Below are 21,949 nucleotides of genomic sequence, written 5' to 3' on the forward strand. Positions count from 1 at the left end.
ATTGGTTCAAAGAGGTGGAAGAAGCAGATTTTAAATCTTTTTCTACCTTAAGAAAAACAATAATGAATCATTACAGGGATATTTTAAACTATTTTCATCAAAGAAGCACAAATGCTGCTGCTGAATCCTTCAATGCGAAAATAAAAAACTTCAGAATGCAGCTCAGAGGTGTAAAAGACAAAGCATTCTTCTTATTCAGATTAGCTAAACTTTTTGCCTAGTCCCCAACTTTTGCGCTTGATCCATTTAATGCCCCCTATCCTATTGAATTAATGACAGCAATTTCTATCAGCAAAACACTTCCCCAATCAGGCATTATTATGCTATTTTTTATTCACTAAAGTAAAGTCATATTAAATTTCATTAAAAATATCACCAATAATGGAAATATTATTTCATATTTATTCTATTAATTATTAAATTTGAATAAAACTATTCATTCTAAAATATATAACATGAAATTCAATTTACTTTCGGGAAATCAATTCTCTATTAAAGCCGGATTGATGGCTTTATTTTTATTTTCTGCCAGCACAATGTCATTGGCACAAGACAGAATTTACGCGCATGCACAAAGTTCAGGCGTATTCGGAGTAGCCTGCCTGGGATGTCGTATAGATAATCCACTTAATGCTGTAGGTTTTAACGAAGACGACTATTCAACAATGGTATTGGGAACCGTGCTATTGGGAGGGATTCAGCAAACTCTTCTTTTCCCAGACCTGAGATCAGACACAAGACTGGTAGTAGGAATCGGAACAGATAATATCCCGTTATCAGTACAATTATTGAGCGGAGTAACACTGGAAACCATGAATGGCGGCACTTCTAACGATGATCGAAGAACAATCGATGTAAGCCTCCTTAAATTGGGAGCAACTCCTAACAGAGGTACAATAGAATTCAAGCCTGCAAAACCCTATGATGGAATAAGAATCGGATTAACCGGCGGTGTTTTGAGCCTTGGTGGTGGTTTCAGAATTTATTATGCTTATCAGGATCCATTAATAAATATTATGGCTCATAGTCAAAACGGACGGATTACTCTTGGCGGAAATGTTCCTGTGGAGGGTTCAGAAGTCACCCTGTTCAATACTTCAGGAAAAGAAGTATTACGTGCAACATTGAACTCAAATACATTCGAAGCAAAACAACCGGAAGGTGTTTACATCATGAATGTACAGACCAGGGAAGGTAAAACATATTCCAGAAAAATTTTAATCAAATAATTTAATAAGCGATAATATAAATACGGCAGACTTTGTTAGCTTGCCGTTTTTTTTATATTCATTTTTCAGATCAAAAATGGCAGCAAGCCCTTTAAACAATAATAAAACTACAATTACAAATATCAATAAATCATTGACAATTCACATAATTATGAAATAAAACAAGTAACATAATTGTTTTAATTACAAAAAGCTAAAACCAAAATTTTTCTACATATGAAATCTTATTTATTACTTAGCCAACGCACCATGAAAACTTCAATTTTGGCATTATTCCTATTTTTAACCAGCACAATGTCTTTTGCTCAGATTGTAAAAACCTACGCAGACAGCCAGACCAATCAGGTATTTGGAGTATGTCTGGGTTGTGGTGTATTGAATCCTGAGAATGACTACTCTACTTTACAGGTGTCAGTAGGTCTTCTTGCGAGAACGGAACAGACATTAATTTTCCCAACTACCAATATTGCAAACAATACCAACAAGCTTGTTCTTGCCATTGGTTCAAACGGAACTCCATTATCTGCACAGGTGTTGGGTGATGTATCTATTGAAACATTTAATGGAAATGTATCCAATAACGATTATACAAGTCTTGCTACAAAAATCATCAACATTGGAGCCGGAGATCCCAGCAAAGGTGAAATTGAGATGACGATGAACATTCCTTTTGACCGTATAAAAATTAATGTTAACTCAGGGGTATTGAATATTGGTGGTGAGCTTAGAGTATATTATGCTTACCAATACAAAGATCCATTCATTAATTTCATGACGCATAGTAATGATGGGCAGTTTACTCTGGACAAAAATGTTTCTGCTGAAGGTTCGGAGGTTACTCTCACTAATACTTCAGGCAAAGAAGTATTCCGTTCCAGGCTGACATCAAATTCTTTTGAAACAAAACAGCCACAGGGAGTATATATTATGAAACTTCAGACAAAAGAAGGAAAAACATATGCTAAAAAAGTGATAATTAAATAAGAAAAAACATAACAGATTGAATCCGGCAAGCTTTCCAAGCTTGCCGGATTTTCATATCCAATTTATAATCATATTGAATGATAAATAAAAAACCTCTGGTCAAAATTGACCAGAGGTTTTATTAACAAGATTACGATCTAAACCGGTATTAGTTTTTGATTAATTTTTGTTGATATACTGCTTTATCTGTGACAGCCTTTAAAATATAAATACCTTTTGGAAGTGTTGTCACATTGATCTGTCCGTTGTTCAGCTGTGCATTAACTACTCTGCCTGAAGTGTCATAAATAGAAACATTCTGGATTTTCTCCTGTGTTTTAATGGTAAGAATATCAGTTACAGGATTCGGATAAATGCTGAATTCAAGTTTTTTCACCTCAGCGGCGGCTAAAGTTGATGTAGTACTGTTTACTGTAATGTTTTTTTCAACCAGTTTACCATTGGAGTTAAAACCAATCACAATATCAGATGTGCCTGAAACAAGTGGTGTTAAAATCAATTCATCATTGGTATTAATCACAGCAGACACCGCTGTAGGATTGCTGTTTGATTTTATGGTTTTCACAACAGATACCGCCATATTATCGGCATCAGAAACTATTGATTTCAGATCAATCGTTGTTGTGTTTCCGGCAGTAACCTGAGAAGGTAAAATGTTACTTACAACAGGAACCGAGTTATTGGTAAATACCGTTAATGAAGGAAACCAATAGTAATCATTCAATGTTTTTGTATTGATAAGAGTTCCGGTCATATCATAAGTATGAATCCAGTTTTTCTGGTAGTGTGCTCCATATCCGCTTTCTGTAGTATTAAGAACTAATTCTCCGGTAACCGGGTTTACACGAAGTGCTGCTCCGTAAGGAATTTGTTTAAACTGACCTGTTTGTCCGGGAATTTCAGCAAAGTTTTCATTAAATGTTTTCGTGGTAACATCAAATCTTACAATCTTTGTTCCTGAACTCCAGCTGCTAATTGAATTGATCCAGTATAAAGCATTTTCTTTATTACTTGCTGTAAATCTGCCTGCATTCCATGCCCCCCAGTCTCCAAAATATTTAGTGGTAGGAATATTATAAACCTGTGTTGCAAAAGTAGTAGGATTAATGTTGATCAGCTTCTGATCCTGAATCCCCCAAACACTTCCGTCTTTGGCCTGAACCACTGAGTAGAAGCCTCCCGCAATAGTACTCACTATAGTATCGGTATTAGGATTAATGACTAAAATTCCTGCCCCTTGCTTTACTGCAAAAACATATTGTGAAGTTCGGATCATATTTCCAATCTGTCCGTTTCCTCCTGTCCCGGTTATTAAAGAACCTACCTGCAAATTATCAATATTGAAAGTAACAATACCAGTAGAAGTGCCAATATATCCTTTATGTTCGTTCACTCCTACAAATGATCTCCCATCACCTCCTCCAATATTATTAAAGCCGGCAAGTTTCTGCATGGTTTGTGCATTGGCTACAACCAGTCTTCCTCCCGGAGTATATTGCGTATCACCTCCATCAGCAGCTTGTTTTGAAACGAAATAGAATTTATCACCATAGATCGTTCCGTATTGTGTAGTTGCTCCAAAAGCCTGATTATTGTTTGCATTACTGTAGACACGGTAATTAATCTGGCCGTTATTATCAATGAAGTTTACGGAACCGTTGGTATGGCCAAACCATTCTTCGTTCACCATAAAATATCCATTGGTATAGTTTGTAGAAGCTACAAATGGAGAAACAGGAGTAATGGTAGAAGAAACAGGTGTTACATTAAATCCTACATTAAAGTTCCATACATCCCAAGAACCATTTTCCAATGCACGGGAGGAAGCACCAACACTGGAATATCCGAAATCAGCATCTGCCGGATTTTTCACCCAGTACGCCCAGTATCCGTTCACAGTCCAGCCAGACTGCCAATGATCGTTCGCGGCATCTACTATCGTGTAGCTGTCAAAATCATAAGCCGTAGTATTGACAAAACCATTCACCGGATATAAAGGATAAGTGGTATTTCCGCTTTTTATCAGAGCATTGGTCCCCTGACCGTTCAGATCAAATCCAATTCCTCCGACTGCTGATCCAAACTGTGTTCCCTGATAAAGCAGGGTATATAATCTGTGGTCTGCTTTAGCAATAGCTTTCAGCATGTCTTCCCCTGTAGCATTTCCGTTCCATTTGAATCCCCAAACCATAGCATCCGGGTTTTTACCGTCGTTCCACTGTACTACAAAAGCAGCCTGATTGGTTCCGGACCCTACCCAATACTGAATATCAGAAAAACTGATGGTAGTGGTATTAAGATTACTGATCCCTGAAATATCATTTCTGGGCACACCCTGTACTTTTATCTGCGCATTGGATAAGCATGCAAACAGAAAAAGCATCATAAAAAGATAAAACTTTTTCATTTTTTATTAATTTAAATAGATTGTATTATTAATTTATTATTTGAAATGTAAATCGTAAGCTCCCGCTACTTCTGTAGAGACTTCTCCCAGCCAGCCAGCTTCCTGATTGACTCCTGTATATATTTTCATAAAATCGATGCCCGGAAGTTTTACATATTTTCCGTTTCTGTCTACCGCCCATGAAATATCAATATTGGAAGCATCATCATTGTTCGGTGCATTATCAGCATATCCAAACTCATATGATTTTCCTACCCAATACGATCCGTCACCGTTCTGATCGTAAAAATTATTCGCAAGTCTTGTTCCCGAAAAGCTGTAAGAATGATCTGTAAACCATAAAGGATAATAGCTCTGGGCGTGAAAGGTATTTTTTGTTTTGAATCCCTGATTTCCCAGATTGTCACTCCACTTGATATATTCCACATCAGTCTGCCAGAATTCAGTTCCGGGTACAGGTGTTTTATTTTCGTCAGGCTTATGATAAGTTATGCTGTAGTCTTTAAGTGTAGCATTTTTGAAATATTCACTGCCTGCAATTTCGTACCATTCATCATTATCGGGTTTTCCGTTTTTATTTCTGTCGTAGGCCACCATAATAATTCCCGGTTCACAAGATCCTGAACGCTGATCCGCGGCATCATTTCCAAAGAATGCATTTCCCAGTACTTTAAAATCACGTCCGTTTAAATTGGGAATCGTATGATCAAAACCGAACACTACATATCCGCCATATCCTCCCAGGCTGATCATCGTAGAATTACCTCCCACTAAAGATTCATTGGCTTTCTGAAGCATATTCGCTGTGGTATTTCCAGGTAGATATTCCGGAATTTCGTTCATAAACTGTCCTACAGCAGGACGGAACTCCAATACTTTAGAAATATATTTACTGTAAGGTGTTTTTTCCTTGGTTACGATTATTTTAGAATGAAAAACCTGCTCGCTTCCATTATTGTTAATCTTTAAAGTCAAAGGGTAAGCATCTGCAGTAGGACTGATGAACTCAAGTTCTGAACTTTGAGAAATAATAGAATCGTTGATACTCCATGTAACCGATCCTGAAGCATTGGTAGGAATACTCAACACCTTTAAACGTTCAATGGTATAGGAATCATCAAGGCCTTTAAAGGTAAATTCCTCTTCATCATCGTGTTTACAGGCGATCACTCCTAAAAGGAAAAAGGATAAAAGTCCGGTTTTTAAATCAGTAAATGTATTTCTGTTCATGTCTTAAAGTTGGGTTATTTGTATAAAAAAGCGAAGTGGGCAGGGATATTTCCGCCTTCTGTTTTCCATTTAAAGTGTCCGTTTTTATCAAAGCAATACACAAATCCCATGGATACATAATTTCTGGCATCTGTGATGTAGATATCTTCTGTGATGGGATTTACGGCAATCCCATAAGGAGTTTTAATAGCGGTTTCATATTCTTTGTCAAAAATTCTGTTGGTGATAATCTCTTCTGTTTTTACATCAATGATCCCAAATGTTTTTTTGTAGCTGTGGGTATTGTAATTGAACTCATTTCCATAGAAATAGAGTTTATCATTCACAATTGTCATTTCACTTACGGAGAGATGAAAATCTTTTTTCACAGTTCCTGTGGCTGCATCTATCAAATAAAGGCTGGAAGGAACGTTATAATAATCTCCTCTTGAGGTTACGTACAAATCACCGTAATTGTCTTTTTTAATGTGATGAAGATTAATCGCTACATTTATTTTTTTGAGTTCTGTAAAAGTATTCAGATCAATTACCGAAACCGTATTGTCATAATCGGGAGCTTTATATCCTCCGGAGTTGGCCACAAACAACTGATTACCCACAATTTCCATTTCTTCCGGCTGATATCCTACTACCACTTCACGCTGAATGGAAAGAGAAGTGGTATCAATTTCCACTACTTTTCCTTTAGGAGCCTTGGGATTAATGGCTACAGGGCCGGCATAGCTGCTGGCATAAGCTTTCCCATTTTTAAAAGCTAGATATCTGCAGTTCTGCAGAGGAATAGAAGTAATACGTTTCGCCGTTTTGGCATCCAGCACTTCAATTTTATTGGAAACATTGACAACGATATAGAGTTTGCTTCCGTACACTTTAATATCATTTCCTACATCTCCCAGTTCTTTTACCACATTCGGATTGATTTCTGCGTAAATATTCCGGTAATAAGTTCCTTTGGTGTAATCAAAAAAATCCAGGGTACATTTATTACTGCCCATATTCCCTTCATTCAGCATATAGAAGCCCTTTATGGATGTATTTTCTGAGGGAAGTCCTTCTACCACTTCCTGACGGACAATAATATCATCTGTACGGCATGAGGTAAGAAAAGCTAATACAAGAAATAAAAAATAAAATTTTAGTTTTCTCATAGGGTGAAGTTTAGAATAAGTTTAAAGTTTCTTCCGGGCATCGGATAATTGATGACCACATCATAGTATTGATTGAAAATATTATTTATCTCAAGGCTTACTTTGAATTGATGATTGGCCCAGTTGAATTTTTTCCGAACAGACATATCGTGAGTATACCAGGGCTGCACATAATTGTATTGAATATTATCCTGATTCACATCATATCTTTCTCCCACATACATTGTACTGTAATTGAAACTCCAGTCTTTATAATCTGCCATCAGACTGAAAGACCCACTGTGCCATGGCGTGTAAGGTATCTGATTACGGTAAAAGGTATCTTCCGGATCGCTGATATCTCTTGCACTTTGGTACGTATAAGAAAGCAAAGGTCGAAGGGTTACTTTTCCCAGCTGCATTTCAGTCTGTACATTCACATCTGCTCCAATGATTTCAACCAACCCAAGGTTCATCATCAGCCAGCGGAACATGCTTCCGTTTGGAGCGGCTACAATTTTATCCTGTACTTTATTGTAGTAACCGTCTACTTTAGCATAAAAAGTTTTAAAGAAACGGTTGTTATAATTCTTCTGATAAGTAAATCCTACGTCATACTGATTGGTAAATTCCGGTTTCAGGTAAGTATTTCCGATATTGGTATAATAGAGATCATTAAAGGTTGGAAGCCGGAAAATCCTTTTATAGAATGCTCTGAGGGTAAGCTCCGGAATGATCTCCGGCTGATAGCTCATAAATACGGCAGGTGTCCACTCTCTGGCATCTCCCGGTCTTTTGTTTTTTCTTACTTCCTCAAATGTAAAGGTTCCTAAAAGGCTTCCCATAATTTTAAACCTGTTCCACTGATAGGTTGTTGCCAATGCTACCAATGTTGTGTAACGCGTAGGATAAGAAAAGTTATCCAGATTGGCATCCAGATTATTGTACTGAAAATCTCCACTCAGGCTGATATCCCAATTGGGCGTAATAGAATAGATATTGGATGAGGAAAGGTAGAGTTCCCGCTGGATATAGGTATTATCGGTATGAATAATAGACTGCGAACGAACCGTATCCATAAAATGGGTATAATCATAAGCAAATTTTGCTTTCAGCTGGGTTTCAAATTTCGGGAACAGTTTTTTTCTCAGATTGGCCTGTACGAAATAATTTTCATCAGATAGTCTCGCTCCCCTTCCTCCAAAACGGCCATTCACAATAGGTGCCGGCATTCCACGGTCTGAAATATAACCGTAACCACGGATATTCCAGCTTCCGTTATTCAAAGTTCCGTTGAGAGAGGTTTCAAAACGTTTTGCTTTGATGTCTGAATCCTGTCTTTTCGCAATGGTATCATAGGCCTGCTGTCCATCAGGATATTTCTTGGCATATCGAAATCTATAAATTCCGTCACTCTGCATAAATTCTCCACTGAAGCTGGCAGAAACCCTGTCTGAAATCTTCTGTTCCAATCGGAATGAAGGGTTGAAAAGATCAATAGACGCACTTTTAGCTCTTATAACGAGATTGGTTTTCCTATTTCCTTTAAATACAGGTGTTTTAGGCTGTAAATAAATAGATCCTGAAGATCCGAAGTCTTTTGCCGGTTGGAAAATCTCACTTTTCTGTCCGTTATACAATGATATTTCTTCCAGATCATCCAAGGAATATCTTCCCAAATCCACCAGTCCGTTTTGGGCATTACCCAGTTGAATTCCATCATAGAAAACCCCTACATGCTGACTTCCCATACTTCGGATATTAATGGTTTTCAAACCACCTAATCCTCCATAATCTTTGATCTGAACTCCTGAAAAGTACCGCAGTGCATCTGCAACAGAATGACTGTTCAATCTTTCCAGCTGCTCGCCCTGTAAGGTTTGTGCCGGAAGGATTTCTTTAAAATTCTTTTTGTATAGATTGATTCCTTTAATGGTCTCTTCCTGAAGACTGTCTTTTTTCCTGGTTTGAGAAGACAAAAATTGAGATATGATCACCATTATGGTGAAAACAGCTTTATAAATTGCAGAAGTAGTTAGTTTTGCCGCCATTAGCTCATTTAGGGTAATGAAGACGCTAATGGGTATAAGAATACAACGACAAAGCACAGCGGTCACTGCACAGAATCATTGATGTCCTAAGCTTTATTCCACGAAAGCGTCAAACGATTATTTTCTGGCAGGTCTTCTGACTTACTCCATTTTTGAAATCCTTCCCATTAAAAAAACAGTGGATATATTCTTCAAAAACTTTGGTGCGGAGCTTACAGCAGCGGGTCTGTTCCGGATTCTCACCGGATTCCCTTTTAAGAGCTTTTTACGGCTCACCAAATCCCGGCAAAGATAAATAATTATTCCTAATACCCAATTAAAATCATGATTGATAAACAATTAAAGCTCCCGAAGGAGCTTTAACATGGTTTTATGGAGGGTGTTTGCCCTAAATTCCAATATTAAGGAAAATACTGAATCTTGATTTGGCTTCAATATCTCCTCCTGCCAGATGAGTATACATGGGAAGCATAATTTCACTTCCCAGGCTCAGCTTTTTATAAGAAGCTTCAAATCCCAGTTTTCCGTACAAAGCGCTCCCGGCAGTGTTAGGCAATGCTTCATCAAATTGCTTATTCTGGGCATATACTTCTCCCTGAACTCCCGTTTTTACAGAAAAAACAGACTTTTCATTTCCTGCAACCTGATAAAAACCTGTTGCAGCATAATTCCACTGGTTTCCAAAACGGTAATTTTTCTTATTCTCTGTTTTGATTGTATAATCTGTGTTAACCAATACGGCAACTTTATTTTTCTGAAATTTATAATTCAAAGCCGCCTGATAATCCCAGCTTCCGGTTCCCAGCTGAAAACTTGGATTGACACCGGATGTTCCTTTTTCATCAAATTTCCCTAAAGGAATTTTCAAGCCCAAACCTCCGCTCAGATGATGGAAATTATCTTTGGAACTCATCAGCTGGTAAATTCCCATCAGATTAAGATCCCCTATTCCATTGATTTTAATATCTCCCTGCATGGTTTTCTTTTCATGAAAGTGGAATGGCAGACTTGCGTAAACACTCAGTTTCTTAGTCAGTGGAATTTTTCCCCAAAGCTGCAGGGTATTAAAATACTGATCCTGCGTAAGATCTTTTACAAATAAGTTTTCTTTGGCTTTGTAATGCTGGGCAAAGTATTTGATTCCGACAAACTGTGGATTCAGCAAAGATTCAAAGCCGGAAGAGCCGTTTCCTGCCGCACAGCCACAGGCATCACAATCATCATCAAAATTGAATCTGCTAAAGGTTTCCGGGGCAATATATGCACTGTCTCTAATGGTCTTCGCCTGATACTGACTCAACAGGATCAAACTTATGATTACTATAATCTTCTTCATGTTTCTATAAATTATTCTGCAAATTTTGGATTGGATATAAAACTCTTATCTGATAGTGTTTTCAGAAAAGCTATAATATACTGTTTATCCTGACCCGTCATGGGAATACCAGTATGCCCATTCTGTTTTAAAAGAGGATCAAGATTTGGATGATTTTCAACATTGTCTGAATAGAAATTAAGTACCGCCTCTAAGCTGTAAAATCTTCCGTCATGCATATAAGGTGCGGTATATTCTACATTTCTTAAGCTGGGAACTCTGAATTTCATGTTGTCATTCCAATCTAAAGTAACCCTGTATCTTCCTCTGTCATCGAACTGGGCGTTATAATACATTCCTGTATTTCGGTAGCTCTCATCGGTAAATAATTCTCCTGAATGACATGATGCACATTTATTCTGGAAAAGGGACATTCCCTGTGTTTCTTCAGCGGTAAAAGATACTTTTCCTTTCATCATCTGATCATATTTGGAATCTGCCGATATCATTGTTGCCATAAACTGAGAAATAGCCTTAAGAATACGGTCTCCAGTGATCTTTTCATCACCAAATGCTGCTTTAAACATTTTTTTGTAATTCGCATCACTATTCAGTTTTCCTACTGCTTCAGGAAGAGAGCTGTCCATTTCAAAATCTGTAGTAATAGGAACCAGAGATCTTTCATCCAGATTATGACTTACCCCGTCCCATGTATAATTTTTGAGAAAAGCCATATTCTGAATAGGTGGTGCATTTCTTATTCCTAATCTATCATCTATCCCATGGCTTACATTATGGCCGTGGTGGGTAAATGCATATTCCTGAATGTGACAGAACCCGCAGGAAATAGTATTATTTCTGGACAGCTTTCCTTCATAAAACAGTTTTTTTCCAAGAGCTACTCCATTTACTGTAACAGGATTTCCGGTAATATCAAACGTCATTTTGGGAAAGCCTGAAGGATATTCTAAGCTATAAGGTTCATCTTTATCAATAGGAATTCCTTCATATTCGTCAGAACATGAAACCAAAAGGCTTGTCAGGATGATGAAAATCCAAAGAGAGCAAAACCGCTCTCTCTTGGACATCGTCAATATCTTAGTCATTATGCACATGATCTACTTTAAACATTTTTGTAATGTTGTTGGTCACATTCACAAGATGCTGGCTGGATCCCATTGCCATATTGTTGCTGCTGTTCAGAGTTAAAGCAGTCTGCCCGCTCAAATACTGATTAAGATCAGCCAGAATATGTACAGAAGGCCTGATATCTTTGGTTACTCTCGCTGTAACAGGTAAATCCAGAGTAATTTCACGGTAAAGATCAGGAGTACTGTTGGCCGTAACATTCCCCATATTCCCACAATGATTCATAAAGTTGGTATCTGCAGAAGAAGTACCATACTTACCTTCAAGCTTGGTAAAAATGTATCCTGCTGCCCAGGACCATGCCATACCAGCTGTTTTAGCCTTCTGCCAGAAGACTCCCTGTCCATCCTGTCCGATAAGATAGGCTGTCTGGCTGATTCCCAAACCAATTCTTATCTTTTTATATTTATTTTGAGGGATATCCGTTAAATTAATGTAATTGATTCCTGCAACAGCTTCTGCCTGATCTACAATGAAAGCCCCTTTATCAGGATCATTATAGTGGTACTTAAATTCTCCTCCGTTCTCATCAATAAGTGCAATATTACTGATCACATATTTAAGAGTAGAAAACTGATGCTTTTGTCCGTTTGCTGAAGTCTGAGTGGTCTGGTTCAGAACAATATCTCCAAGATTATTGAATCCGTTTTCAAATTTGATCTGAAGATTTCCGGGTGTTGTATCCTGAACCTCATCATCATCGCTGCTTCTACATGATGAAAGGGTAAATAATGTAATGGCTACGAAAAATAGGGATAAGAATTTGTAAATTTTCATTTTGATTGTTATTTTAATTGTTAGTTATTATTGTTTTGTTATTTTTATTACTTCAAAGCCTTCTTTGAATTTTAGTTTTACGAAATAAATTCCCTCACAAAGGCTTGACAGATCAATGCTAATGTTTTTGTCTTTCATAGTACTTTGCTTAAGGACTATACCTCCAAGACTACTATAAATTTCATATTCAGTAATAGATTGATCTGACCAGATGTTTACAGAATTTTTCGTTGGATTGGGATAATACTGTATATTATTTATTCTTGAAGTCTCCTTCACAGACAAATTATTGTTGATCACATTCATTATATAATCACGTGTTTCACCTGATCCGAAACTGCTGCAGGCATCTGCGGCAGATATTGAACTTCCATAAGCTCTCGACCGAACTCTCATCCTTATATTTCCTGATGGTATATTATTCGGTATAGAAAGTGTATGGGTATTTTGAGAATTCATTGAATTGACTAACAGTGTGAATTCATTCTGTTCAAAAATACTGTTGCGGTTATAATCAATCCATACCCCAATCACCGCTTCGGAAGACGTAAAGGTAAACACATCATAAGACTGCCCGGCTGTAAGCTGTGCAGTGGTATTCCCGTTCGAGGGATACTCGTGATAATAAACAGTTGGCTCATCATAGGTATTATGATTTAAATCTGTTCCGTTTATTCTGAAGGTTACAAAGGAAGGCTCAAGTCCGCCTCCAAGATTGGCTGTACATACTGCCTGAGCATTTAATAAAGCATAGGACAGCAGTAAACCACTTATTAAAAATGATTTCATTCGGATATTGTAATTAAAAAAAGAGAATCAGCAAAATGCTCCAATAAATCTATCGGAAACATCAATTATGGAAATACCGTTATTTCTTCAAGCAATTTTATTGTCTTTGAAGAGCATCCGCTAATTCTCCTGGAGAAAATAGTTGTTATTTTGAGTATTTTACAGGATTCTTTTTGAACTCTGTCTTGCAGGATTTACTACAAAACCCGTAAATCTTGTTTTTGTAAACGGCAGTATCCGATAAAGACATTGAGGTCTTCATTTTACAGATAGGATCTAAAGTATTTATTACTTTAACCTTTTTACTATCCAGGGTTCCTGAAGTATGTTGTGCAGATATGCTAAGTGATGACATTGTACAGAATAATGTCATAAAAAAAAATATTTTCATTCGAAATCAGTATAAATTGTTATTCTCTATTTTGTTACAGATATAGAGTTATACTAATGGCGGATGAAAAAACTGGTTATAAAGCAAAAGATTGTAAATATTAGTATAAAATGAACTAACAGAATTTTTCAGAGCACCTGATTTTAAAATAAAGCTTTCGTCAAGGCTTTCGTTAATGATAAAATTATCAATAGAATTTAAGCTTATTTTTTGGGGACTTTTATTTCCCTGCTCCTGGGTAGTTTTTACCAATTCTTTTGAGAGGTAACATTTACCGTTACACATCAGCTCAGGTTTCATTCTATTTTCACAAAGTTCTTTTGTTATATAGTCATAATTAACTGTATAATCTATAAATGGCAATATCGGACGTATTGTCATCTGAATAATCATGAATATAGAAATGATGTATTTCACAGAGCAAATTTAATGATAATTTTACCTTTTTTATATGATATTTGACATAAAAGACAACCAATAAATCAAACTATTAGCTGTCTTTTTATCATTTTAATCAATTAATGTTCATCTTCAGCAGAACACAATCCTACAATTGTATGGAAGGTATCGTGCACAGCAGTAAGAGATTTTGTAATATTTGCATCAGAATCTTTCTTCTTGATTTGTTTTTCAAGATTCTGACTATCTTTAAAAAGTTTTGCAATGGCTTCCTTTACACCTTTTTTATTAAATTCAGCAGGAATAGCCGAAGTTTGCAATGCTTTTGCTTTCGCTGCCATCTCTCCTGCTCTGGTTTTTATCGGCTCAAGATTCCCTTCTTCTGCGGGATGAAAAGTCTGGGACATCACTTCATGAAAATCTTTCATTAAAGCCCAGTCATCAAACCTGCCTTTTTTTGCTTTAGTGGCTTGTTCGTATCTTTTACTGATCTCATTCCAGTTGGTAACATTCCAGATCGCGGTAAGATAATCTGCTCTTTTATTCTGATATTTTAAATAATAAGCATGCTCCCATACATCAATTCCGAAGATTGGCGTTCCTTTTTCCTCCACTACATCCATCAAAGGATTATCCTGATTAGGAGTAGAGGAAACAAATAATTTTCCATCTTTCCCTACAGAAAGCCACGCCCATCCTGAACCGAAACGGTCTGCTCCTGCCTTCGCCATTTTTTCTTTAAAAGCATCCATACTTCCGAAAGCTTCGGTGATGGCTTTTGCTAATTTTGCTGAAGGCTGAGTGTTTTTCTGAGGCGTAAGAACCGTCCAGAACAATTCGTGGTTGTAATGTCCTCCTGCATTATTTCTTACTGCAGCAGGTAATTTTGATACATTGGAAAGAATCTGAAACAACGTTTCTTTTTCCTGTGGAGTTCCTGCAATTGCTTTATTCAAATTGGCGGTGTAAGCTGCACCGTGTTTTGAGTAGTGAATTTCCATCGTTTGGGCATCAATATTCCCTTCCAGAGCATTATAAGCATATGGCAGAGGAGTCTGCTTAAACTGAGCCAGTGCAAACTGAGCCGCGAAAACTGCACTTAAAGCAGCTATTTTCATAATCTTCATAACTTTTTTGTTTATGGTTGAACAATTTTTTCTTTTAAAGATGGAAGCCGGGAGATGGAGGCTGGAAGTAATAAATGTCATAACATCAATTTTTCAACTTCTAATTACCCTTACGTCAAAAATCATCAGAACTTCATAGGCCGAAAGTACTTCCTGCTTCCCTCTCCCATCTTCTCTATTTCAATAATTTCTTAATATCCTCAATCAGAATTTCTCTGTCGGGATGGTATTTTCCTGTAAGCACAGGTGTTTTACCTTCCGGATCTCCATAATTCAATCCTGAATAATACAGAATGGGCATATTTTCTTTATTGTATCTGCATCGGATATTTCCGTCCTGATCTACCAGAGCAATCATTCCGCTATGATTCAGGCTTTCCCCTTCATCTTCTTTATCACCTACGTAGATATTAAACTGATCAGCAAGATTACCTATGTATGTACGGTCTCCTGTCAGGAAATGCCAGTTGGGAGATTTTGCACCAATTCTTTGCGCATGTTCTTTCAAAGCTGCAGGTGTATCATTTTCCGGATCAATACTGATAGAGATAATCCCGAAATCAGGATCATTAATCTGGCTCTGAATCGCTTTCATATTGGTATTCATCACCGGGCAGATGGTAGGACATTTGCTAAAGAAAAATTCTACCAGATATACCTTTCCCAACATATCCTTACTGGTGATCTTTTTACCATTCTGATCTGTAAGTTCAAAGTCCGGAACTTTCATCACCGTATAAAGGTTCTTTTTAAAATACCCCATTCCTACCCCGATTCCCAGGAAAAGCAATGCAAATACCACAATGGGTATAATCACTTTACTTTTATTATTGGTCTTCTTATTTTTGGGCATATTTCTCGGGACTTTTTTTAAATTCATCTTTGCAGTACACACTGCAAAAACCGTACGTTTTATTTTTATATACCGCAGTATCTTTAAGAGATCCGGCTGTTTTCATGTGGCAGATAGGGTCTTCTTCATTCACTACCTGTACATTTTCTATTTTCTTTCCTGAAGTGTCCATATGGCTTGCATGCTTTACCTTAGGCGTTTCTTTTGCACACGACAGCAATGATATCGACAGCAAAGCAGTCGAAATAATGAGAGATTTCATTGTAATGTTAAATTAAAATTAATACTATTAAATAAAGTTACGATATAATGCATAAGTGGAAAAAATACAGCATTTCTTAAGAAGAATTGATGCATTCTTTTTGCTTACATCAATTAATTTTAATTGCAAAATATTTCTTTAACGGCTTATTAATAAAGACTTTTGAAAACCTTCATCTATTAAACTAAAGATATAGTTTGCAATACAATTATATCAATGGAGGATGGAATATCCTTGAAAAGTATTCTGAAGAACGAAAATTAAAGTAGCCTGAATCGGGAATTGCAGTTAACAATTCCGAGTTTAGCTGAGAAAAGAAGGAGAGGATATCATGAGAAATAAAAACATCTAATCCTGCAATCTTTATGGTTTGGGAGCTGTTGGATTGTTTTTCTGTTTTTGCCAGTTCTTTTTTCACATAGCATTTTCCCTTACATGTTGATTGTGGCACATTTCTGTTCTCACAAAGGTTTTTTACAATATAATCATAATTAACAGCATAGTTTACCAATGGCAAAACGGGACGCAATGCAACGGTAAAAATGATGAATATGGAAATGAATAACCTCAACGATTCTGTTCTCTGTTACAAATATACTACTTCAAAATTGTTTTATGACAGATTTATGATGAATGTCATTGGAAAATTTTTATCTGTTACCGTCAAAATTTACAAAACTGTGGCTGTTACTATCATCCTATTATCCCGAACTTTGAGCAGGACCAAATCCGATAAATTTAGTTCTTTATATACAGTTTAATCTTGTTGATAAAAGCTTTGCTGATATTGTTGGCAGAGCTTTTTTATTTTTTGTTCGTTGGAAATCACAAAGACGCAGTTTTTTTTAAAATATTTCCTGTATCAAGACGCGAGGATTTTATCTCTGATAAAATTGCAATGCTGTTTTGATTAATCTCTCTAATTAGAGGAGATTTGTTTTTGCAGAGATTACTAATCGGAATGACAAACCGGGTGTATCATTTTTATACTAAATGCAATTATCAGTTATAGTTTATACGAAAGTAAAGGCAGTCTCTTTGTCGCTCCGCAGGAGTCTCAATAGCACAATATAGAGTTTAAAACAAAAGCCCTGCTGAAAATTCAGCAGAGCTTTTATTGAATATAATTGAGTTGTGTTTATTATTTGCTTGTTAAAATTTCATTCTTTGGATTCTCACCGCATTTAAAATAGCGAGCAACGCTACTCCTACATCGGCAAAAACTGCTTCCCACATGGTTGCAAGACCTCCTGCCCCAAGAATAAGAACAACAGCTTTTACAGCAAAGGCAAGTACAATATTCTGCCAAACGATCTTTTTCGTTTGTTTCCCGATATTGATTGCCATTGGGATTTTGCTTGGTTTATCATCCTGAATAACTACATCGGCCGTTTCAATAGTAGCATCACTTCCTAAGCCTCCCATTGCAATTCCTACATCACTTAAAGCCACTACGGGAGCATCATTTACTCCGTCTCCTACGAAAGCTACAGTCTGGTTTTTAGCTTTGATTTCTTTAACCTTGTTCACTTTATCTTCAGGCAGCAGATCTCCGAACGCATTGTCAATTCCCAGCTGATCTGCTACATATTTCACAACAGTACCTTTATCACCGCTCAGCATGGTTGCTTTCACATTCATTTTATGCAGGTTATCCACTGTTTCTTTGGCATCTTCTTTTATGCTGTCTGCAATCGTGATATATCCTGCAAATTTATTATCATAAGCCACTGCAATCACGGTGTACACTATATTGGCGTGGTTGATATCATAACTGATGTTGAATTTATCCATCAGCTTAAAGTTTCCTGCCAAAAGTTCTTTTCCGTTAACCGTTGCTTTCAATCCGTGACCAGCTATCTCTTCAACATTTTCTAAAGGAATAGCATGATTGATCTCTCCTGCATAATTATGAATAGCCGTTGCCACCGGATGGGTACTTTTACTTTCGAGGGCATTGACCAGCTGAAGGATTTCTTCTTTGTTAAATTCAGGGCTTATGCTTACTTCCTGAACTTTGAATACACCTTCTGTCATCGTTCCGGTTTTATCCATCACCACATTCTGAATTTCTGCAATGCTGTCCAGAAAGTTACTTCCCTTGAATAAAATTCCATTCCGGCTTGCCGCTCCGATTCCTCCGAAATATCCTAGAGGAATTGAGATCACCAGGGCACAAGGACAGGAAATCACAAGGAATATCAATGCTCTGTACAACCAGTCTCTGAATTGATAATCGCTCACAAAGAAATACGGCAGTAAACAGATTCCTATGGCAAGAAATACTACAATAGGCGTGTATACTTTCGCAAATTTTCTGATGAACAGTTCTGTAGGAGCTTTTTGAGCCGTAGCATTCTGAACGAGTTCCAGGATTTTACTCAGTTTACTGTCTTCATAGGCTGTATTTACTTTAACCAAAGCAATACTGTTCATATTGATCATCCCGGCAAGAACCGCTTCGCCTTTATTTTTGGTATCAGGTTTACTTTCTCCTGTTAAAGCGGCTGTATTGAATGAAGCCGAGTCTGAAAGCAATTCTCCATCCAGCGCCAGTTTTTCTCCGGGTTTCAGCTGTATAATGTCTCCAATTTTAGCATCTTTGGCTTTCATGGTTTTTGGCTGATTATTGACCATAACCGTTACCTCATCAGGACGCTGATCCAATAAAGCTTTTATATTTCCTTTGGCTCTGGTAACTGCCATAGACTGAAATACCTCTCCTACGGCATAGAAAAGCATTACTGCAACTCCTTCAGGATATTCTCCGATGGCAAAAGCACCAATGGTTGCAATACTCATCAGAAAGAATTCTGAGAATACATCTCCTTTGATGATACTTTTATACGCATCCTTTAATACAGGAAATCCCACAGGAATATATGCAGCCAGGAACCAGACTAAACGTACCCAGCCTGTAAACCATATGGGTTTTATATAGTTGTCAAAGGCAATTCCCAATAATAAAACTACAAAAGAAATAATAGCCGGCAGAAACATCTGAAAGACCGTCTGATCTCCGGAGTCGTGAGAGTGATCATGCCCGTCATGGTCATGTCCGTCTCCTTCTGCATGATGATGTTTGTGTCCTTTTGTATCTGGTTTTTCCGGGGTTGTACTACAGCATTTTTCCATAACTGAATATTTTTATACAAATGTAAAGATGAGACTGATGCAATGCTATTGCAAATTTTCAAGACAGTTTTCACAGATTCCTTTGGCAAACAATCGTATTTCATCAATCCTGAAATTGGTCTGGATATTTTCAGGGAAAGAAATATCTTCTTTGCAGGTTGTCTGTTTGCATATTTTACAGTAAAAATGCAGATGCCAGTCTTTGTGTGTCTTTTCATCACAATCGTCTTCGCAGAGTTTGTATTTCGTGGTTGTATTTTCCTGGATGCTGTGAACAATTCCTTTTTCTTCAAAAGTTTTCAGTGTTCTGTAGATGGTAATTCTATCAGCATTTTCAAAATGATTTTCTATTTCAGAAAGGGACAAAGCCGCTTCCTGAGAGCTTAAGAAATCATATACCAGAATCCTCATACTGGTAGGTTTGGTATTTTTATCAATGAGTTTGTGTTCTATATCTTTTTTCATATTTACAAATTATTACATTTCATAGTACAATGTATTTTCTTTTTTGGAAGGGACATTCTGTTCGCCAATCATCTGTCTGATATTGATTTCTATAGTCTGCGCCAGAGAAGTCATTGGGGTATCTACCGGACCATTTTCAAACGGATCCTGCATGATGATGGATGTTTTTTCAATGGCAATGAATGTCACCGGAACCAGGAAAGTAATGGCAATTTCTACCAACAGCTGAGAATCATCAAGTCCAAACGGAAGAATGGCTGCAAAAACATAGATCAGAATATGTACTAAAACACTATAAGAGCGTGGAAAAACGGTATTCTTCAGTCTTTCACATTTCCCCATACTGTCGCATAATCTTGTGATGATATCATTGAGCTGCATCTGCTGGAAATCCGTCAGTCCTTTGGAGGCAGCAATTTCTTTCACCTGTCTGGAGTGTTCGTCCAGAATTGCATTGGGAATATTGGCTCCTTTAATCTGATGTTGATCCAGATATTGCTGAACTTTTTCAGAAAACGGAAGTTTTCTCAGTGATTCTCCAAGGGCATAGGTCCAGATAATCTGTCTTTCGGCAAAATCTTTTATTGCTTTATCATCTCCGGCAGGTATAAACTGAATAACCAGTCTCACTAAAGTTCTGGAATCGTTGACAACGGCTCCCCAAACGGTTCTGGCTTCCCACCACCTTTCATAGGACTGAGAGGTACGGAATGCCAGCAGCAATGATACTGCTGTTCCCAGCAATGCAGGAATATTCAATGGCAGAGAGATCTTGCGAAACCATGGCAGCTCGTCCAGAAGTCCAATGGCTATGGCAAATATTCCGATCAACAGAATTTGGGTTTTTATTTCACGGATGAAATACCAGACTGATATTTTTTTGTTTAATAACATAATCAGGTCATTTATTAAAAATTCGGTGAGATAATCTTTTCTTTTTTTCTGCCGTTTTTATTCAATAAAAATTCCGTAAACAGCTCTAATGTAAGGATAAAAATCGACATTTTACTGGTTTCAATGGCTTTCATTAATGTTCGTGTTCTCCTGAATTCACCAGTTTTGCATTCACGAAAAATGCTCCTTTTACTACTATTTTTGCATGGTCAGGAATATTTCCTACCGGAGTTACGGCAGTATATCCCATATCGGAAGTTCCTTTTACCACTTCTATTTTCTCAAAATTTAAGGTTTTCGGATGTGGTTTGCCTTTTTCTTCATGTTCTTCTTCCCCTTTTTTATCGGTCTGAACAAACACAAAATATTTCCCGTCTGCTTCTACAATAGCCTCTGTAGGCACTGCAGGTGTGGTACTTTTATCAAGGCTTACAATTCCGGTGATATTCATTCCGTCAATCAGTCCGGATTTGTTTCCAATTACTTCGCAATGCATAGAAATGGTTTTGCTTTCGTTTTCAAAAGAAGATCCGATGCTGTAAATTCTTGCATCATATTCGGTTTCCGGATTGTTGGTCAGTTTAAAATGAACAATCTGTCCTACTCTCATTTTAGGAAGATCTTTTTCAAACACCTGAAGGTCGAGATGAATGGAGCCGTTATCAATCACTGTAGCAACGGGAGAAGAGATATCCACATAACTTCCGATCTGTGCGGTAATACTGCTGATCGTTCCGCTGATAGGGGCAGTGATCACCAAACCGGATTTCATATTTCCATTGCTTACTTTTCCAGGGCTTATTCCCATCATCTGAAGCTGTTTTAAAAGGGATGCTCTTTTTGTTCTTAAGGTTTTAAGTTCCGCATCGGCACTCTGAAGATTTTTCTTCGCCCCTGCATCATTATCAAAAAGTTCTCTCTGTCTTCTGTATTCCTGCTCTGCATAAGTAATTCTGCTGTTGGTCGTCAGGTAATCTTCCTGAAGCCGGATATATTCCGGGTTGGCAATGGTAGCAATCACCTGCCCTTTCTTCACGATACTTCCTACCTGAATATTGATGGTTTTGATGATTCCTCCATACAGCGAAGTAATGGTTGCTTTATTGCTGTTCGGTACGCTCAGCAAACCATTTGCTTTTATCGTTGATGTCAGCTCTTTCATTTCCACAGTTCCTAAAGCCACTCCTACAGACTTCATCTGCTCTTCCGTAAGAGAAGCTATAGTTTGTGGAGCTTCTTCATGAGTCTTCTCTTTCTGTTCTGTTTTTTCAGGAGCTTTTTCTTCCGAAGCTTCTTTTTTTCCACAGCTTGTTAATAACATTGAGAACAAGATAATGGGTATGATATTATATTTGAGTTTCATAT

General features: G+C 37.3%; 20 protein-coding genes, 1 pseudogene and 1 riboswitch. Of the genes and pseudogenes, 3 read left to right on the forward strand and 18 right to left on the reverse strand.

Going from position 1 to position 21,949, the window contains the following annotated elements; all coding sequences use genetic code 11:
• The 3 genes from BW946_RS09290 to BW946_RS09300 form a co-directional block, all read left to right on the forward strand.
• The coding region (locus BW946_RS09290) for a transposase (RefSeq protein WP_139325990.1) at positions 1-221 on the forward strand (221 nt) is incomplete at its 5' end.
• Positions 222-455: 234 nt separating this feature from the next.
• Complete coding sequence (locus tag BW946_RS09295; protein WP_076595914.1) at positions 456-1,229, forward strand: T9SS type A sorting domain-containing protein; 774 nt, start codon at positions 456-458, stop codon at positions 1,227-1,229.
• A gap of 249 nt (positions 1,230-1,478) precedes the next feature.
• Positions 1,479-2,213, forward strand: a complete 735-nt coding sequence (locus BW946_RS09300) for a T9SS type A sorting domain-containing protein (RefSeq protein ID WP_170872068.1) — start codon at positions 1,479-1,481, stop codon at positions 2,211-2,213.
• A gap of 148 nt (positions 2,214-2,361) precedes the next feature.
• Here the strand turns inward: BW946_RS09300 and BW946_RS09305 are convergent, their stop codons facing one another.
• The 18 genes and pseudogenes from BW946_RS09305 to BW946_RS09390 all read right to left on the reverse strand — a co-directional run bounded on the left by BW946_RS09305 (position 2,362) and on the right by BW946_RS09390 (position 21,947).
• Entirely contained in the window at positions 2,362-4,620 is a 2,259-nt protein-coding gene (locus BW946_RS09305; RefSeq protein WP_076595916.1) for a DUF5074 domain-containing protein, read from the reverse strand.
• Between the two features lie 36 nt (positions 4,621-4,656).
• Positions 4,657-5,850, reverse strand: coding sequence for a cell surface protein (locus tag BW946_RS09310; protein ID WP_076595917.1), 1,194 nt, complete (start codon positions 5,848-5,850; stop codon positions 4,657-4,659).
• A gap of 14 nt (positions 5,851-5,864) precedes the next feature.
• Positions 5,865-6,998, reverse strand: coding sequence for a YncE family protein (locus BW946_RS09315; protein WP_076595918.1), 1,134 nt, complete (start codon positions 6,996-6,998; stop codon positions 5,865-5,867).
• A complete protein-coding gene (locus BW946_RS09320; RefSeq protein WP_076595919.1) occupies positions 6,995-9,028 on the reverse strand; it encodes a TonB-dependent receptor plug domain-containing protein in 2,034 nt (677 codons plus the stop codon). The genes BW946_RS09315 and BW946_RS09320 overlap by 4 nt, the downstream gene beginning before the upstream one ends.
• 108 nt (positions 9,029-9,136) lie before the next feature.
• Positions 9,137-9,323: riboswitch (cobalamin riboswitch) on the reverse strand.
• A gap of 93 nt (positions 9,324-9,416) precedes the next feature.
• Entirely contained in the window at positions 9,417-10,364 is a 948-nt protein-coding gene (locus tag BW946_RS09325; protein WP_076595920.1) for a transporter, read from the reverse strand.
• 11 nt (positions 10,365-10,375) lie between these two features.
• Positions 10,376-11,431 (reverse strand): cytochrome-c peroxidase, encoded by a 1,056-nt coding sequence (locus BW946_RS09330; RefSeq protein ID WP_076595921.1) that lies wholly within the window; start codon positions 11,429-11,431, stop codon positions 10,376-10,378.
• 10 nt (positions 11,432-11,441) lie between these two features.
• Positions 11,442-12,269 (reverse strand): MbnP family protein, encoded by an 828-nt coding sequence (locus tag BW946_RS09335; RefSeq protein ID WP_076595922.1) that lies wholly within the window; start codon positions 12,267-12,269, stop codon positions 11,442-11,444.
• Positions 12,270-12,296: 27 nt separating this feature from the next.
• On the reverse strand, positions 12,297-13,058 hold the full coding sequence (locus tag BW946_RS09340; RefSeq protein ID WP_076595923.1) for a GEVED domain-containing protein: 762 nt from the start codon (positions 13,056-13,058) through the stop codon (positions 12,297-12,299).
• A gap of 145 nt (positions 13,059-13,203) precedes the next feature.
• Entirely contained in the window at positions 13,204-13,449 is a 246-nt protein-coding gene (locus BW946_RS09345; RefSeq protein WP_076595924.1) for a YHS domain-containing protein, read from the reverse strand.
• A 48-nt stretch (positions 13,450-13,497) separates the two neighbouring features.
• Complete coding sequence (locus BW946_RS09350; RefSeq protein ID WP_076595925.1) at positions 13,498-13,866, reverse strand: hypothetical protein; 369 nt, start codon at positions 13,864-13,866, stop codon at positions 13,498-13,500.
• Between the two features lie 437 nt (positions 13,867-14,303).
• A pseudogene (locus BW946_RS09355) lies at positions 14,304-14,975 on the reverse strand (superoxide dismutase); the annotation flags it as partial.
• Between the two features lie 175 nt (positions 14,976-15,150).
• Positions 15,151-15,828 carry an SCO family protein gene (locus tag BW946_RS09360; RefSeq protein WP_076595926.1) on the reverse strand — a complete coding sequence of 226 codons (678 nt, stop codon included), beginning with the start codon at positions 15,826-15,828 and terminating at the stop codon, positions 15,151-15,153.
• Positions 15,815-16,090 (reverse strand): YHS domain-containing protein, encoded by a 276-nt coding sequence (locus BW946_RS21395; RefSeq protein WP_083688837.1) that lies wholly within the window; start codon positions 16,088-16,090, stop codon positions 15,815-15,817. Before BW946_RS21395 ends, BW946_RS09360 begins: the two co-directional genes overlap by 14 nt.
• A 208-nt stretch (positions 16,091-16,298) precedes the next feature.
• Entirely contained in the window at positions 16,299-16,508 is a 210-nt protein-coding gene (locus BW946_RS21655; protein WP_228402514.1) for a hypothetical protein, read from the reverse strand.
• Positions 16,509-17,242: 734 nt separating this feature from the next.
• Positions 17,243-19,225, reverse strand: coding sequence for a heavy metal translocating P-type ATPase (locus tag BW946_RS09375; RefSeq protein WP_076595928.1), 1,983 nt, complete (start codon positions 19,223-19,225; stop codon positions 17,243-17,245).
• Between the two features lie 45 nt (positions 19,226-19,270).
• Complete coding sequence (locus tag BW946_RS09380; protein WP_076595929.1) at positions 19,271-19,690, reverse strand: Fur family transcriptional regulator; 420 nt, start codon at positions 19,688-19,690, stop codon at positions 19,271-19,273.
• A gap of 12 nt (positions 19,691-19,702) precedes the next feature.
• The gene (locus BW946_RS09385; protein WP_076595930.1) at positions 19,703-20,584 is read right to left on the reverse strand and encodes a bestrophin family protein; all 882 of its coding nucleotides are present in this window, start codon (positions 20,582-20,584) and stop codon (positions 19,703-19,705) included.
• 133 nt (positions 20,585-20,717) lie between these two features.
• A complete protein-coding gene (locus BW946_RS09390; protein ID WP_076596037.1) occupies positions 20,718-21,947 on the reverse strand; it encodes an efflux RND transporter periplasmic adaptor subunit in 1,230 nt (409 codons plus the stop codon).
• Between the last annotated feature and the right edge of the window lie 2 nt (positions 21,948-21,949).

Origin of the sequence: Chryseobacterium sp. RU33C (assembly GCF_900156015.1) — a bacterium.
In the GTDB taxonomy this organism is placed as follows: Bacteria; Bacteroidota; Bacteroidia; order Flavobacteriales; family Weeksellaceae; genus Chryseobacterium; species Chryseobacterium candidae.